This is a genomic window from Gryllotalpicola sp. CP2-P1 (genome assembly GCF_057512245.1).
The window spans coordinates 1-15,890 of the sequence record NZ_JBLRDT010000049.1 but is presented as its reverse complement, the minus strand read 5'-3'; the positions used below and the strand labels follow the sequence as shown (position 1 = coordinate 15,890).

14 protein-coding genes and 1 pseudogene are annotated in these 15,890 nt (G+C 69.7%); 4 read left to right on the top strand and 11 right to left on the bottom strand.

The window, feature by feature from the left end:
* Positions 1 to 259: 259 nt before the first annotated feature.
* The 3 genes from ACM2XV_RS06000 to ACM2XV_RS05990 form a co-directional block, all read right to left on the bottom strand.
* The gene (locus tag ACM2XV_RS06000; RefSeq protein WP_344773212.1) at positions 260 to 826 is read right to left on the bottom strand and encodes a hypothetical protein; all 567 of its coding nucleotides are present in this window, start codon (positions 824 to 826) and stop codon (positions 260 to 262) included.
* A gap of 70 nt (positions 827 to 896) precedes the next feature.
* Entirely contained in the window at positions 897 to 1,751 is an 855-nt protein-coding gene (locus tag ACM2XV_RS05995; protein WP_344773214.1) for a PP2C family protein-serine/threonine phosphatase, read from the bottom strand.
* A gap of 118 nt (positions 1,752 to 1,869) precedes the next feature.
* Positions 1,870 to 3,309, bottom strand: coding sequence for a gamma-aminobutyraldehyde dehydrogenase (locus ACM2XV_RS05990; protein ID WP_487026264.1), 1,440 nt, complete (start codon positions 3,307 to 3,309; stop codon positions 1,870 to 1,872).
* 88 nt (positions 3,310 to 3,397) lie between these two features.
* On the opposite strand from ACM2XV_RS05990, the gene ACM2XV_RS05985 reads away from it, so the two are divergent.
* Positions 3,398 to 3,880, top strand: coding sequence for an Lrp/AsnC family transcriptional regulator (locus ACM2XV_RS05985; protein WP_344773218.1), 483 nt, complete (start codon positions 3,398 to 3,400; stop codon positions 3,878 to 3,880).
* Positions 3,881 to 3,915: 35 nt separating this feature from the next.
* The gene (locus ACM2XV_RS05980; protein ID WP_487026263.1) at positions 3,916 to 5,328 is read left to right on the top strand and encodes an aspartate aminotransferase family protein; all 1,413 of its coding nucleotides are present in this window, start codon (positions 3,916 to 3,918) and stop codon (positions 5,326 to 5,328) included.
* A 52-nt stretch (positions 5,329 to 5,380) separates the two neighbouring features.
* On the opposite strand, the gene ACM2XV_RS05975 is transcribed toward ACM2XV_RS05980, so the two are convergent.
* From ACM2XV_RS05975 to ACM2XV_RS05945, 7 genes are all read right to left on the bottom strand, one after another.
* Positions 5,381 to 6,136, bottom strand: coding sequence for an HAD-IIB family hydrolase (locus ACM2XV_RS05975; protein WP_487026262.1), 756 nt, complete (start codon positions 6,134 to 6,136; stop codon positions 5,381 to 5,383).
* 68 nt (positions 6,137 to 6,204) lie between these two features.
* Positions 6,205 to 7,287, bottom strand: coding sequence for a DUF4192 family protein (locus tag ACM2XV_RS05970; protein ID WP_487026261.1), 1,083 nt, complete (start codon positions 7,285 to 7,287; stop codon positions 6,205 to 6,207).
* 106 nt (positions 7,288 to 7,393) lie between these two features.
* Positions 7,394 to 9,412, bottom strand: coding sequence for an ABC transporter ATP-binding protein (locus ACM2XV_RS05965; RefSeq protein ID WP_487026260.1), 2,019 nt, complete (start codon positions 9,410 to 9,412; stop codon positions 7,394 to 7,396).
* Positions 9,409 to 11,139 carry an ABC transporter ATP-binding protein gene (locus tag ACM2XV_RS05960; RefSeq protein ID WP_487026259.1) on the bottom strand — a complete coding sequence of 577 codons (1,731 nt, stop codon included), beginning with the start codon at positions 11,137 to 11,139 and terminating at the stop codon, positions 9,409 to 9,411. The genes ACM2XV_RS05965 and ACM2XV_RS05960 overlap by 4 nt, the downstream gene beginning before the upstream one ends.
* On the bottom strand, positions 11,133 to 11,837 hold the full coding sequence (locus ACM2XV_RS05955; RefSeq protein WP_487026258.1) for a TetR/AcrR family transcriptional regulator: 705 nt from the start codon (positions 11,835 to 11,837) through the stop codon (positions 11,133 to 11,135). Before ACM2XV_RS05955 ends, ACM2XV_RS05960 begins: the two co-directional genes overlap by 7 nt.
* Positions 11,838 to 12,174: 337 nt before the next feature.
* The gene (locus ACM2XV_RS05950) at positions 12,175 to 13,149 is read right to left on the bottom strand and encodes an aldo/keto reductase (RefSeq protein WP_487026257.1); all 975 of its coding nucleotides are present in this window, start codon (positions 13,147 to 13,149) and stop codon (positions 12,175 to 12,177) included.
* Positions 13,150 to 13,183: 34 nt separating this feature from the next.
* The gene (locus ACM2XV_RS05945; RefSeq protein WP_487026256.1) at positions 13,184 to 14,242 is read right to left on the bottom strand and encodes a dipeptidase; all 1,059 of its coding nucleotides are present in this window, start codon (positions 14,240 to 14,242) and stop codon (positions 13,184 to 13,186) included.
* A gap of 120 nt (positions 14,243 to 14,362) precedes the next feature.
* Here ACM2XV_RS05945 and ACM2XV_RS05940 point away from each other — a divergent pair, with 120 nt between their 5' ends.
* Both ACM2XV_RS05940 and ACM2XV_RS05935 read left to right on the top strand, forming a co-directional pair.
* Complete coding sequence (locus tag ACM2XV_RS05940) at positions 14,363 to 14,863, top strand: methylated-DNA--[protein]-cysteine S-methyltransferase (RefSeq protein ID WP_344773235.1); 501 nt, start codon at positions 14,363 to 14,365, stop codon at positions 14,861 to 14,863.
* Complete coding sequence (locus tag ACM2XV_RS05935; RefSeq protein ID WP_344773237.1) at positions 14,860 to 15,444, top strand: DNA-3-methyladenine glycosylase I; 585 nt, start codon at positions 14,860 to 14,862, stop codon at positions 15,442 to 15,444. The genes ACM2XV_RS05940 and ACM2XV_RS05935 overlap by 4 nt, the downstream gene beginning before the upstream one ends.
* Positions 15,445 to 15,685: 241 nt before the next feature.
* Here ACM2XV_RS05935 and ACM2XV_RS05930 read toward each other — a convergent pair.
* Positions 15,686 to 15,890, bottom strand: a pseudogene (locus ACM2XV_RS05930) (peroxide stress protein YaaA); the annotation flags it as partial.

Here is a 15,890-nt window from a genome sequence, read left to right as displayed (position 1 = left end):
GGCGAACGCCAGCGCATACGGCGAGCGCGTCATGAGCCACAGCGCCCCGGCCATCACCACAGGCGTGATGAAGGCGGCCCACGACATGCGCGGCGGGCGCGGCTCGGGCGGCCGAGGCGGAAGGGAAAGGGCGGTCACCCGTTCAGGACAGCACGGCCGAGGCATCCGCCATCGCGCCACAGCCCTGAAATGTGGAGAACGCGGACGATCTGCGCGCTGTGCTGGGGAAGACCCGTGGCGCTCCCGCGTGCCGGCGACGCTAGCCGACGATCAGGTACTGGTCGCCGATCTCGACTCGCGACCCGCGCGCGACCCGGTAGCGGCGCCCCGGCTCGCACTCGCGCCGCAATCCGTCCGCCCCGACGATCGCGGTTCCGTTCGACGAGAACCGGTCGAGCACCCACAGCTCGTCGCCCTCGACGCCGAACTCGAGGTGCGTCTTCGACACGGAGCGGCCCGGATCGGCGATCGCGACCAGTTGATCGAAGCTCTCGCCCGCGGCGGCCACCGGTTTGCGGCCGACGAGACCGCTGCCCGCGACGATGACCCGTTCACCCGTCGAGGCGGCGAGGACCCACGTCGGAACGGGCGCGGACAGGTCGCCGGGGTCGGGCAGCGCCGATGTCTCGATCACGGCGGGCTTGGCAGCGGCTGCGCTGCGGCGGGCGGCCGACTCGGTGATGGTGCGCAGTACCGACGCGGTGACCACCTGAGTGTCGGTGGGCCGGTTGTCGTCGATCGGATGCCGCAGATACGGCGTCGCCTCGACAGCGCTGCCGCACTCGCCGCAGAAGATCGCCCCCTCGAAGAGCTCGCTTCCGCACACGCGGCATCTCAGCGCACCTGTCCCCTGCACTCCCTCACGATAACCCGGGCAGTGTGGGAGAACCCCCAGGTCACGCCGGAAGCGGCCCTGTCCGGGCCCGCCTTCCCTCGCCCCCAGTTCGGGGCCCAGCTGCCGCGAGCTCGGGCGTTCCGAGCACATCGACCACGACGACGCTGACGTTGTCGCGCCCGCCGTTTCCGAGCGCGGCGTCCATCAGACGCGAGGCCGTGTCTGCGGCCGAGCTGCCGATGGAGAGGAAGTGGCGGATGCCGTGCTCGGTGAGCTCCTTCGTGAGCCCGTCGGAGCACACGAGAAGGCGCGAACCCGCGACGATCGGAATGAGCCAGAAGTCGGGCACCGGGTCCTCGTTGAAGCCGACCGCCCGCGTGATCACGTTGGCGTGGGGGTGCACCTCGGCCTCGGCCGGGGTGATCAGCCCCCTGTCCAGCAGCTGCTGCACGATGCTGTGGTCGACCGTGAGCTGCTCGAGGACGCCGCCCACCAGTTGATAGACGCGCGAGTCGCCGATGTTGAACACCAGCCAGTACGGCGAGCCGTCGCGCAAGGTGAGGGCGATGCCCGTCACCGTCGTGCCCGTGCCGAGGTCGGTCATTCCGACCCCGCGACTCATGTCGTCGACGGCTGCCCGAAGCGCGTCGCTGATCTCGGGCGCGGCGATGAAGCGCCGCCCCAGCTGCTCGGCGAGGCGGGTGATCACCGCCGAGCTCGCGAAGTCGCCCGCTTCGTGGCCGCCCATGCCGTCGGCGACCGCGAAGATCGGGGCGCGGGCCAGCACGCTGTCCTCGTTGACCGCCCTGCGATGCCCGCGATCGCTCGCGGCAGACCACGAGAGCGTGATGCGCTCGCCCTCGCGTTCGGGCACGGCGATGTCGTGCCGCCTGCTGCTGCGACCGATTTGAGTCACAGAGTTCTCCCGGGATGGAGTTGATCGGTGGACGCAGACAGCCTAGTCAGTGAACTGCACCGTTGTTGAGCGGGTTGTCAATTGTGCATCGGACGAGAGCGACGGACGACGAGCACGGTCACTCGCCGATGTACGACATCACGTGCTTGATGCGGGTGTAGTCCTCGAAGCCGTACTGCGAGAGGTCCTTCCCGTAGCCCGAGTGCTTGAAGCCGCCGTGCGGCATCTCGGCGACGATCGGAATGTGGGTGTTGATCCACACACAGCCGAAGTCGAGTCCCTTGGCGAATCGCATCGCGCGGCCGTGGTCCTTCGTCCACACGGATGAGGCGAGGCCGTACTGCACGCCGTTCGCGTGGCGCAGCGCCTCGGCCTCGTCGCGGAACGTCTGCACGGTGATGACCGGCCCGAAGATCTCTGTCTGGATCTGCTCGTCGTCCTGCCGGAGGCCGTCGAGCACGGTCGGCTCGATGAGGAATCCGCGCTCGCCCTTGCGCGTGCCGCCCGTGACGACAGTCGCGTGGTCGGGCAGCCGGTCGAGGAATCCCATGACGCGCGCGAACTGGTCGGCGTTGTTGACGGCGCCGAAGAAGGCGTCGGGGTCGCCCGGCAGTCCGACCGGCGTGCTCGCCTTCGCGTAGGCGGCGAGCGCGGCCACGAACTCGTCGTGGATCCGCTCGTGCACGAGCACGCGGGTGGCGGCCGTGCAGTCCTGCCCCGCGTTGAAGTAGCCGGCGCTCGCGATGCCTTCCACCGCCTTCTCGAGGTCGGCATCGTCGAACACGACGACCGGCGCCTTCCCGCCGAGCTCGAGGTGAACGCGTTTGAGATCTGCGGATGCCGCACGCGCCACTTCCATTCCGGCGCGGACCGACCCCGTGATCGACACCAGCTGCGGCGTCTTGTGGTCGATCATCGCGGCGCCGGTGCTGCGGTCGCCGACGATGACGTTGAGGACGCCCGCTGGGAGGAACTCCGCGGCGATCTCGGCCAGCAGCAGCGTCGACTGGGGCGTGGTGTCCGACGGCTTCAGCACCGTCGTGTTGCCCGCGGCGAGCGCGGGTGCGAACTTCCACACCGCCATGTTCAACGGGTAGTTCCACGGCGTCACCTGGCCGACGACCCCGATCGGCTCGCGGCGGACGAAGCTCGTGTGGTCCTTCATGTACTCGGCGGCCGCACGGCCCTCGAGGTTGCGCGCGGCGCCCGCGAAGAAGCGGATCTGGTCGACCGACAGCAGGATCTCGTCGGCGACCAGATTCGCTCGCGGTTTGCCGGTGTCCTGCGATTCGAGGTCGGCGAAGTCGTCGGCGCGGCGCTCCATTTCGTCGGCGATGCGGAACAGCGCCAGCTGCCGTTCGGCCGGAGTCGTCTCGCGCCAGACGGGGAACGCATCGGCCGCGGCGCGGAAGGCCCGATCGACGTCCTCGGGCGAGGAGACCGGCGACTGCGCGTATTCCCCCTCGGTCGCGGGATCGACCAGCGTGAGGGTGCGCTCGGCCCTGGCATCCGTGTATTCGCCTGCGATGAAGTTCTGAAGCGTACGCGTCGACGTCATGCGCAGACTCTACCGATTCCGTCGTCAATCCGCGCTACCTGATACGGATTCACTTGCCGGACATACCTTGCACTGACAGAATCGACGCATGTCGACCGTTTCGCGACCCGTCGCGCCCCGCCCCCAGCCGCTCGATGACGTCTCGAAAGCGATCATCGAGCAGCTGCAGGAGGACGGCCGGCGTTCGTACGCGGAGATCGGCAAGGCCGTCGGACTCTCGGAGGCCGCCGTGCGCCAGCGGGTGCAGAAGCTCACCGAGTCCGGCGTCATGCAGATCGTCGCGGTGACGGACCCGCTGCAGCTCGGCTTCTTCCGGCAGGCCATGATCGGCATCCGCGTCAGCGGCGACACCCGCGTGGTGGCCGAGCAGCTCTCGGCGCTCGACGCCGTCGACTACGTCGTTCTCACGGCAGGCGATTTCGACATCCTCGTCGAAGTCGTGTGCGAGAGCGACGAGGAGCTGATCACGCTGCTGAACTCCGAGATCCGCGCCATCGAACACGTGGTCTCGACCGAGACCTTCGTCTACCTCCGGCTGCAGAAGCAGCACTACAACTGGGGCACGCGCTGAGCCGGCGCGCGTTCGCTAGGGGAATCGAGCACACCATGACCGACACGATCGCTCCCGCCACGGTCTACTCCGCGGCCGAAGACGCCGCGCTGCGCGCGAAGGCGAAGGACCACCTGTGGATGCACATGTCGTCGCAGGGGCCGCTCGAGGCCGGCGAGACGCCCATCATCGTCCGCGGCGAGGGCCACACCATCTGGGACAGCCGCGGCAAGTCGTACATCGACGGCCTCGCCGGCCTGTTCGTCGTCAACGCCGGCCACGGCCGCCGCCGGCTCGCCGAAGCCGCTGCGAAGCAGGCCGAGCAGCTCGCCTTCTTCCCGCTGTGGTCGTATGCCCACCCGGCGGCCATCGAGCTCGCCGACCGGCTCGCCGACTTCGCGCCGGGCGACCTCAACCGCGTGTTCTTCTCCACGGGAGGCGGCGAGGCGGTCGAGACCGCGTTCAAGCTCGCGAAGAACTACTGGAAGCTGGTCGGCAAGCCCGGCAAGCACAAGGTCATCTCGCGGGCGATCGCCTATCACGGCACCCCGCAGGGGGCGCTCGCGATCACGGGGCTGCCCGGCCTCAAGCAGCAGTTCGAGCCGCTGACGCCCGGCGGGTTCCGCGTGCCGAACACCAACTACTACCGCGCGGAAGAGAACGGCTTCCCGGGCGGCACCGAAGAGCAGTTCGGCATCTGGGCCGCCGAGCGGATCCGCCAGGCGATCGAGTTCGAGGGCGCCGACTCGGTCGCGGCCGTCTTCCTCGAGCCCGTGCAGAACTCCGGCGGGTGCTTCCCGCCGCCTCCCGGCTACTTCCAGCGCGTGCGCGAGATCTGCGACGAGTACGACGTGCTGCTGGTCTCCGACGAGGTGATCTGCGCCTTCGGCCGCATCGGCTCGATGTTCGCCTCGGTCGACTTCGGCTACCAGCCCGACATGATCACCTGCGCGAAGGCGCTGACGTCCGGCTACTCCCCCATCGGCGCCACCATCGTCAGCGACCGCATCTACGAGCCGTTCCGCACGGGCGAGAACAACTTCCTGCACGGGTACACCTTCGCAGGGCATCCGGTGTCGGCCGCGGTCGCCCTCGAGAACCTCGACATCTTCGAAGAAGAGGGGCTCAACCAGCGCGTCGCCGAGAACTCGCCGCTGTTCCGCGCCGAGCTCGAGAAGCTGCTTGCGCTGCCGATCGTCGGCGATGTGCGCGGCGCCGGCTACTTCTTCGGCATCGAGCTCGTGAAGGACAAGGCCACGAAGGAGACGTTCACGGAGGAGGAGTCCGAGCGGATCCTCAAGGGCTTCGTCTCGCACGAGCTGTTCGAGAACGGCCTGTACTGCCGCGCCGACGACCGCGGCGACCCCGTGATCCAGCTCTCGCCGCCGCTCACCGTGGGTCCGTCGGAGTTCGCGCAGATGCGCGAGATCCTCGAGGGCGTGCTGAAGGACGCCTGGACGAAGCTCTGAGCGGTTGGCGGATGCCCCACGCGGGCGCGCCGCGCGCAGAGGCCGGCCCGGGCTACTCCGCGAGCAGCCCCTCGAGGTAGGCCACCGTGTCTTCCCAGCCGCCGACCATCTGGGTGCGGACGCCCGTGCGCACCACGGGGTAGTCGTTGCCGTCGGGGTCGAGCCGGTCGCCGACGAAGATCATGTCTTCGACGGGAATGGCGCTGACCTCGACGAGCCGCTCGAGCGCGTAGCCCTTGTCGACACCGGCGCGGGTGATGTCGATCGACGTCGACCCGCCGGAGCGCACCGACAGCTGCGGCAGCTGCGCCTGCACGGCGGCCGCAAGGCGGTTCTTCTTCTCGCCGCTCGGATCCCACGCCTTCTTCGCGTCGACAGGAGCCTGCTGGCCGAGCGCCGAGAACGTGATCTGCGAGCCGCGGTCTTCGAGGATGGGGCCCCACGTCTCGGCCTCCCAGTAGCCGAACCGCTTCGCGGTGGCCTCGATCGCGGCGAGCGCCGCGGACTTCTCCTCCGCCGAGAGCCCGTCCTCGTACTGCATGGACCACTCGCCGTCGACGTAGCGCCAGTACTGCGTTCCGGTGACGGGCATGAGGAACAGCCGCCCGAGGCCCGCCTCGGAGGCACCCGTCAGCCGTTCGATCACCTGCTGGCGGAACTGGCCGATCTGGCCGCCCGAGATGATCGCGACGGATGCCTTCTCGAGCAGCCGCGCGAGCACTGAGGCGACCGTGTCGGGCAGGGGGGACTTCGAGGGGGCCAGAGTGTCGTCGAGGTCGAAGGCGATGAGCTGGGCATCGACAGGCATGCGGGAGTTCCTCCGTAAGGGGCGTGGTCTCCACAGATCGTAGTCGGCGGCCCTGACCGGCCCCGCCTTCAGTCGCCCGGCATCGCGTACGCCCAGCCGGGCAGATGCCCCTGACGCAGCACGGTCTGCAGCAGCTCGGCCAGGCCGTAGGACCGGTCGAGCTCGCGCGCCCGATCGACGAGGCGACTCGCGACCGACCCGCGCCCCTGCGACCAGTGCAGCCAGCCGAGCACGGTCAGCGCGACGTGCGCGACGTCGTCAGGGGCGAGGGCCGCGATGCGCGACATCAGCGCGATCGCTCGAGAGACCCGCTCGTGATCGGGCGGCTCGGCGTCGCCGAGGCCCATGAGATCGAGGGCGATCGTGTCGTCGCCGGGGCCGACTTCACCTGCGTCGATGCGCTCGGCCTCGTCGAGCAGCTCGAGACCGCGCTGCGCGCCCCACGCCCACGTGAACAGGACCGCATCGCGCAGCTCTGGGTACAGCAGCACCGGCACGATCGCCGCGAGCTCGTCGCTGTCGGCCGTGCCTGCGTCGAGGGCGAGCGCCTGCTCGGCAGCGAGAATCGGTCGCACCGCGCCGGACCCGCCGATAGCCCTGTCGATCGCCGCATCGAAGGCGCGCCGCGCGAGGTGCCCGACGGTCGGAAGTGCCGCGAGCTCGGCGACGTCGGCCGCGACCGGGTCGCCGTCAGCGCCGAGCGGCGTCTCGTCGAGCTCGTCGAGCCGGTGCGGGATGCCCGCATCGTGCCCGTCGTACGCACCCCAGGCATTGTCGGCCACGCAGAGCGCATCGTGCACCACGAAGCCCGAGTCGAGCAGACGGCCGATCAGCGGCCGAACGAAGGATGCGCGCGGCACGTCCCCGCCGGCGTCGAACGGCCCCTCGGCATAGACCACGACCAGCACGCGGCTGACCTCGGGCACCTTGCAGAGCATGCCGACGAGCGACGCGATGAGCCTCTTCTCGACGGCGGGCGGCGCCGGTTCGGGCAGGTCGACACGCAGGGTCGACACCTGCGCGTCGGCGTGCGTGTTGAGGAACACGATGCTGCGGCGCGGGCGGTAGCCGAGCAGGTGGGGCACAGCGGCGACGACGTCGCGCGAGCTGCGAAGGCGGATGAGCTTGTCGGGCGGGGCGGTCTGGGTCATGCAGGCCAGCCTCGCCGGGGCATCCGTTGCCCAACGCAACAGAGCGCGGGAAAGTGGCACAACTTCCCCGGATCAGCGCCTGTGAGCGGGAAGTCCGCCCGACTAGTCAGGCCTCGTCGACGACTGCGCCCGCGAACTGCGCCTGGTAGAGCCTCGAGTACGCCCCGCCGGCCTCGAGCAGCGAGGAGTGCGAACCCTGCTCGACGATGTCGCCGTGCTCCATCACCAGAATGAGGTCGGCGTCGCGGATCGTCGAGAGCCGATGCGCGATCACGAACGAGGTGCGCCCCGCCCGCAGCGCGCTCATCGCCTGCTGCACGAGCACCTCGGTGCGGGTGTCGACGGAGCTCGTCGCCTCATCGAGGATCAGCACCGACGGCCGCGACAGGAACGCCCGCGCGATGGTGAGCAGCTGCTTCTCGCCTGCGGAGACGTTCGCGCCCTCGTCCTCGAGCACCGTGTCGTAGCCGTCGGGCAGCGAGTGCACGAAGCGGTCGACGTAGGCGGCGCGCGCCGCGGCGAGGATCTCCTCCTCGCTGGCATCCGGCCGGCCATACGCGATGTTCTCGCGGATCGTGCCCGCGAACAGCCACGTGTCCTGCAGGACCATGCCCATCGCGCCGCGCAGCTCCTGCCGCCGCAGGCGGCGCGTGTCGACGCCGTCGAGCGTGATGCGGCCGGAATCGGGGTCGTAGAAGCGCATCATGAGGTTCACGAGCGTCGTCTTGCCTGCACCGGTCGGCCCGACGATCGCGACCGTCTGCCCGGGTTCTGCCACGAGGTTCAGGCGGGTAATGAGCGGCGCGTCGGGCGCGTACGAGAACGCGACGTCCTCGAAGGCGAAGCGGCCCGTCACCGCGCCGAGCGGCTCGGCATCCGCATCGTCCGGCGTCTGCTCGTCGGCATCGAGCAGCTCGAACACGCGCTCGGCGCTCGCGACCCCCGACTGCAGCAGGTTGGCCATCGACCCGAGCTGGGTGAGCGGCTGCGTGAACTGGCGCGAGTACTGGATGAACGCCTGCACGCTTCCGAGCGACAGCGAGCCGCTCGTGATGAGCAGGCCGCCGACGACGGCGATCACGACGTAGATGAGGTTCCCGACGAACATCATCGCCGGCATGATGATGCCGCTGACGAACTGCGCGCCGAAGCTCGCGTCGAACAGCTCGTCGTTCTTCGCGGCGAACCGCGCCTCGACCTCGCGATGGCGCCCGAAGACCTTGACCAGGGCGTGGCCGCTGAACGCCTCTTCGATCTGGGCGTTGAGCTCGCCCGTGTGCCGCCACTGCGCCACGAACTGCTTCTGCGAGCGCTTGGCGATCTGCTGCGTCACGACGATCGTGAGCGGGATCGTGACCAGCGCGATCAGCGCGAGCAGCCACGAGGTCCAGAACATGAACGCCAGCACGCCGATCACGGTGAGGAGCGACTGCAGCAGCTGGCTCATCGTCTGCTGCAGGCTCTGCTGGACGTTGTCGATGTCGTTCGTCACCCGCGAGAGCAGCTCGCCGCGCGGCATCCGGTCGAAGTACGACAGCGGCAGGCGGTGGATCTTCGCCTCGACGTCCTGCCGCAGCGCGAACGTGACGCGCGCGACGACGCCGTTCATGATCCAGCCCTGCGCCCAGCCGAAGACCGCCGCGACGACATAGAGCAGCAGCACCCACATCAGCAGGTGCGCGAGCGCCGTGAAGTCGATGCCCTGGCCGGGGGTGAAGTCGATGTGCCGCAGCAGGTCGGCCAGCTGGCCGTTGCCCTGTTTCTCGAGGCCCGCGATCACCTCGGCCTTGGTCGTGCCGGCCGGCACGTGCGCGAACTGGCGCCCGATGAAGCCCGCGAACACGATGTTCGTCGCGTCACCGAGGAGCTTGGGCCCGACGACCGTGAAGGCGACGGATGCCGCACCGAGCAGCGCCACCAGCGCGACGGCCAGGCGCTCCCCGCGCAGCCGGCCGAGAAGCCTCTTGGCCGACGGGCCGAAGTTCGAGGCCTTCTCCCCCGGCATCGCCATGCCCATCGGGCCGCCGCCACCCGGGCCGCGGCGCGTCGGGCGCGTCTGCGGCGTCTGCGGGCGCGCAGCGGCAGCGGCGGGGGCACCAGGGGTGGGGCTCTTCTGGTCGCTCATCGCGCCTCCTCCGCAGTGAGCTGCGAGTTCACGATCTCGGCGTACGTGTCGTTGCCCGCCAGCAGTTCCTCATGGTGGCCGATCCCGACGACCCGGCCGTCGTCGATGACGACGATCTGGTCGGCGTCGACGATGGTCGACACGCGCTGCGCGACGATCACGAAGGTTGCGCCGTCGACCTCTCTCTTCAAGGCGGCGCGCAGTCGGGCATCCGTCGCGAGGTCGAGCGCCGAGAACGAGTCGTCGAACACATAGATCTCGGGCCGCTTCACGAGGGCCCGGGCGATCGCGAGCCGCTGCCGCTGGCCGCCCGACACGTTCGTGCCGCCCTGCGCGATCGCGGCCTCGAGCCCGCCGTCCATCTCGCGGACGAACCCGGCGGCCTGAGCGATCTCGAGAGCGCGCCACAGCTCGTCCTCAGTGGCGTCCGGGTTGCCGTAGCGCAGGTTGCTCGCCACCGTCCCCGAGAAGAGGTACGGCTTCTGCGGCACGAGGCCGATGCGGCTCCACAGCAGCTCGGGGTCGAGCTCGGCGACGTCGACGCCGTCGACGTAGACGGTGCCGCTCGTGGCGTCGAAGAGCCGGGGCAGCAGGTTGACCAGGGTCGTCTTGCCCGCACCCGTGGATCCGATGATCGCGAGCGTCTGCCCCGCCTCGGCGCGCAGCGACACGTCGGTCAGCACGGGCTGCTCGGCGCCCGGGTAGTGGAACCCGACCTCGAAGAGCTCGATCGTGCCCCGCTCGCGCAGCTCGCGGACCGGAGCGGCGGGCGCCGCGATAGACGGCTCTGTGCCCAGCACCTCGCCGATGCGCCCGGCGCTCACGGCGGCGCGCGGCACCATGACGGCCATGAACGTGGCCATCATCACCGCCATGAGGATCTGGGCGAGATAGGCGAGGAACGCCGTGAGCGCGCCGATCGGCATGCCCTCTTGAACGCGGAACGAGCCGAACCAGATCACGGCGACGCTCGACAGGTTGAGGATCAGCATGACGATGGGGAACATCGTCGTCATCCAGCGCCCGGCGTTGAGCGCCGCCTCCATGACGTCGCCGTTGACGCGCTCGAAGCGCTCGGTCTCGATGTCCTCGCGCACGAAGGCGCGCACAACGCGGATGCCCGTGAGCTGCTCGCGCAGCACCCGGTTCACGGCGTCGATGCGCTTCTGCATCTTCCGGAACCACGGCACCATGCGGCTCACGACGGCCCCGACGCAGATCAGCAGCACCGGAACCGCGACGGCGATGATCCACGACAGCTCGGCGTCCTGCTGGATCGCGAGGATGACACCACCGACCGCCGTGATCGGCGCGGAGACCATCATGGTGCAGCTCATCAGCACGAGCATCTGGATCTGCTGCACGTCGTTGGTCGAGCGCGTGATGAGGCTCGGCGCTCCGAAGAGCTGCACCTCGCGCTCGCTGAACTGCCCGACGCGGGTGAACACGCTTCCCCGCAGATCGCGCCCGAGGCTCATCGCCGCGCGGGCTCCGAAGTAGACCGCGGTGATCGAGCACGCGACCTGCGCGAGCGTCACGAGCAGCATCCACGCGCCGATGCGCATGATGTAGCCGGTGTCGCCCTTCGCGACGCCGTTGTCGATGATGTCGGCGTTGAGCGTCGGCAGGTAGAGGGCCGCGAGCGACTGGGCGAGCTGGAACACCAGCACCCCCACGAGCAGCTTCCAATGCGGGCCGAGGTGGCGCCGCAGCAGGGCGATCAGCATTGCGCTTCTTTCCGTGTGGGGGTGGCGGATGCCGGGCCCTCGGGTGCGGCGGCCGCGGGTGCCTCGCCGGCGGGTGCCTCACCCGCGGGAGCCTCACCCGCGGGAGCCTCGCCTGCGATGCCGTGCACCGCCAGGTCGACGAGCTCATCGAGCCCGATCGGCATGGATGCCTGGAACACCTCGATCGACGAGGCGAATGCCAGCAGGCGCAGGAAGGGTGCCACGCGCTCGGCGGGAATGCGCAGCCGGTCGAGCTCGGGCTGCACCAGCTCTGTGACGATGCTCGCGTAGTCGCTGCTCGACGACGGCCGACGCTCGGGCGGCCCGCTGCGGCCGAGGGCGGCCATCATCGTGAACATGCCGCGGAAGCGATCCTGCAGGGCGGAGACCACCTGGCGCACCGTGAAGTCGAGCGACACGCTCGGGTCGATGCGGCGCAGCTGCTCGCGCAGCGGCTCGGGGTCGAGGTACTTCGTGACCGCCGCCTCGATGACGGCGTCCTTGTCGCCGAAGGCCCGGAACACGGTGCCCTCGGCGACGCCGGCTGCCTCGGCGATCTGCTTCGAGGTGACCGCCACGCCGTGTGCCATCACGAGCGGGATCGCCGCGTCGACGATCTGGGCGCGGCGGTCCTCTGGGCTCATCGCGGGGGCACGGCGCGCGGGGGGCGCGTCAGCCGAGGCATCCGTTCTGGTCACTCGCTCACTTTAGTGAGTGAGCGCTCACTCGGCAAGAGGCGCGGGGCTGAACGCTGCGGCGACAATAGATGCCCCTTGCCTTCGCACCCCATCCCCACGCGGCGACAATAGATGCCTCTTGCCTCCGCAGCACCCCCACGCGGCGACAATAGATGCCACACGCCGGGCCGAGAAGCGGCATCCACTGTCGCCGCGCGAAAAAGCGACACGGGATTCCGGCATCCACTGTCGCCGCGCGAAAAAGCGACACGGGATTCCGGCATCCACTGTCGCCGCGCGAAAAGGCGAGACGCGATTCCCGCAGCTAGTGTCGCCGCGCGATGGAAAGGAGGTCGCGCTACACGTACGCGGCGAAGATGCGCGAGATCTCGGCCACCTCGTCGGGCGAGGGATGCCATGCGGACGCCGCTTCGGCGTTGGCGACGATCTGCTCGGGCTTGGTCGCTCCCGCGATCACCGAGGTGAGCCCCGGCTGGGCGAGCAGCCAGCCGAAGGTCGCCTGAAGCATGGTGATGCCGCGGGCGTCGGCGAACGCCTGGTATTCGTCGATCAGGTCCCACGGGGCATCGTCGAGGATGTGCTTGCGCTGCTGCATGATGCGGCTGTCGGCCGGCCCGCCCGCACGGCTGAACTTGCCGGTGAAGAGTCCGTTCTGCAGCGGGAAGTACGGCAGGAAGCCGAGCCCGTACTGGTTGACGGCCGGCAGCACCTCGCGCTCGGCCTCGCGCACGAGCAGGTTGTAGTGGTTCTGCGCCGAGATGAACCGAGGGTGGCCGTGCAGCACCGCCTGGTACTCGGCATCGGCGATCTGCCAGCCCGAGAGGTTCGAGTGCCCGATGTAGCGCACCTTCCCCTCGCTGATGAGGTCGTCGAGCACCGCGAGGGTCTCTTCGATCGGCGTCGCCGGGTCGGGCCGGTGCAGCTGGTAGAGGTCGATCCAGTCGGTCTTCAGCCGCGTGAGCGACGCCTCAACGGCACGGCGCACATAGCGCCGAGACCCGCGAGCGCCCCAGTCGGGGCCGTTCCGGCCCTCCATGTCCATGCCGAACTTGGTCGCGAGCACGATCTGGTCGCGCCTGCCGGCGAGTGCGGTGCCCATGAGCGTCTCTGAGAGGCCCTTCTCGCCGCCGCCGTAGATGTCGGCCGTGTCGAACAGCGTCACCCCGGCGTCGATGGCAGCGTCGATCACCGCATTCGTGCCCTCCTGCGTCTCGGTCGCCGTTCCTGGACGCCCGAAGTTGTTGCAGCCGAGGCCCACCGTCGAGACGACGAGGCCGGACGTGCCGAGGGTGCGGTATTCGATTTCTGCCATGACTCGAGCCTATGAGCGCACGCGGGTGCGTTGCTTATCGGGATGCCTGGAAGGCGGCATCCGTCGCCTTCAGCACGCGCGTGATGTTGCCGCCCGCCAGCGCCGCCAGCTCGTCGGCGCTCCAGCCGCGGGCGGCGAGCTCGGCCAGCAGCTTCGGGTAGTCGCCGACGCCTTCGAGACCCTCGGGGAACTGCGGGGCGCCGTCGAAGTCGCCGCCGAGGCCGATGTGCTCGATGCCCGCCACGGCGCGCGCGTGCTCGACGTGGTCGGCCACATCCGAGACCGTGACCCGCGGAGCCTCGCCCTGGCGGCCGCGTTCGATCCACTCCTTGTACGCGGTCGAGACGAAGCCCGGCACGAAGGTGATCATCACGACGCCGCCGTTGGCCCGCATCCGCTCGAGCACGTCGTCGGGCACGTTGCGCACATGATCGGTGACGGCCCGGCACGAGCTGTGGCTGAAGATCACAGGGGCGGATGCCACGTCGAGCGCATCGTGCATCGTGGTGGCCGCCACGTGCGACAGGTCGACGAGCATGCCGAGGCGGTTCAGCTCGCGCACGAGCTCGCGGCCGCGATCAGAGAGGCCGCCGTGCTGCGGGTCGTCGGTCGCGGAATCCGCGAACTCGGTGGTCAGCCAGTGCGTGAGGGTGAGGTAGCGCACGCCGAGCCGCGCGTACTCGCGCAGCACCGCGAGCGAGCCGTCGAGCTGGTGGCTGCCCTCCGCCCCCATGAAGCTCGCGATCGTGCCGGCCTGTCGCGCGCGGGCCAGGTCGTCGGCCGTGCGGGCGAGGGTGAAGTGCTGCGGGAAGCGCGCAGCGAGCCGGTGGACGAAGTCGATCTGCTCGAGCGTCTCGCGCACGGCGACGGCGCCCTCGCGGCGGTCCTCGACATAGACCGACCAGAACTGGCCGCCCACTCCCCCCGCCTTGAGGCGCGGCACGTCGGTGTCGAAGGAGTCGCCGAGGTCCTGGTCGAGGCCCTCGACCGAGTAGTCGCGCTGGTCCCTGACCTCCCACGCCCAGTCGTTGTGACCGTCGATGATCGGATGCTTCGCGAGTGCGTCTCGGACGAGGTTCTGCGGGTCGGCCATGCCTCCATCCTCGCGTGCGTTGCGCGGATCTCCCCCAGCACAGGGCCGCGCGCCCGCGCCTTCTCAACCGATGTCCGATTCCCGCGAGCCGGTGTCGGCGGCGGCGGTTACTGTCGAGCCATGACCACCGCGATTCCCCTCTTCCTGGCGCGCACCGACTCCCCTATCGGCCGCCTCGAGCTGACCAGCGACGGCGACGCCGTCACCTCGCTGTCGATCGCCCGCGACGGGCGCCTTCCCCTCGAGACGCTGCCCGAGAACCCGAACGCCGTGCTCGACGAGGCCGTGCGGCAGCTCGCCGAGTACTTCGCGGGCACGCGCACCGCGTTCGACGTTCCCCTGCACCTGCGCGGCACCGACTTCCAGAAGTCCGTGTGGGCGATCCTCGCACGACTGCCGTTCGGCGAGTTCACGTCCTACGGCGAGATCGGCCACGAGCTCGGGCTGGTGACCGCGGGCCGGGCTGTGGGCGGCGCCGTCGGGGCTAACCCGGTTCCGCTGCTCATCGGCTGTCACCGGGTGCTGTCCTCCTCCGGCCGGGTGACGGGCTACAGCGGCGGCGACGGCATTCCGACCAAACTCTGGCTGCTTGCCCACGAGGGCATCACGCTCGCCGCATGAGCGCCTATCGCGACGCGGTCGAGGGCGCCGACGGGAAGCTGCGCTGCGCCTGGTCGGTCTCGAGCCCCGAATACATCGCCTACCACGACGACGAGTGGGGCCACCCGCTGAAAGACGAGCGACGCCTCTTCGAGAAGATCTGCCTCGAGGGGTTCCAGGCCGGCCTGTCGTGGATCACGATCCTGCGGCGCCGCGAAGGGTTCCGGGCCGCGTTCGACGGCTTCGACCCGGCCGTCGTCGCCGAATACGGCGAGGCCGACGTCGAGCGCCTGCTCGCCGACACCCGTATCATCCGGCATCGCGGCAAGATCGAGGCGACCATCAGCAATGCGCGCGCGGTGCTCGCCCTCGACCGACCCCTCGTCGAGCTCGTCTGGTCGTTCGCGCCCGAGGCCGGGTCGCGCCCGAGGCCCGCGTCGTTCCTCGACGTGCCTGCGGTCACGCCCGAGAGCACGGCGCTCAGCAAAGAGCTGCGCAAGCGCGGCTTCAAGTTCGTCGGCCCGACCACGATGTATGCGCTGATGCAATCGGCCGGGCTGGTCGACGACCACGTCGAGGGCTGCTGGCGCGCCGGTTCGTGAGACGAGTCGGGCCGAAGCGCACCCCTAGGCATGTCGCGGTCTCACCACCCGCTGCATGTCATCGCTGCTGCCCGACCGCAGAGCGAGACGAGGGAGAGCACCGGGCGGTGACCGATTCATGCGTGCGCCTCGGCCCAACCGAGATTGAGCATATCTCATTTGAAGCTTCGGGCAATGGGCTGTGAGATCCCGGTCGCGCCGGGCGCGGCGACGCGGCGACGCGGTGCGCGAGCGGCCCGGCTCAGGCCGCGCGCGTCACGAGCGTGACGGACGACCGGCTCTCCTGCTGGATGCCCGGCTCGAGCCGGAACCCGTGCGCGGCGCCCCATTCGACGAGCTCGGCCAGCGAGCGCGGCGTGCCGTCGCTCAGCGCGTAGGCCCGCGCGAGCGCGCCCTTCGCGTGCTTGTTGAAGTGGTTGAGTGCGCGGCGGCGGCCGTCCGGTCCT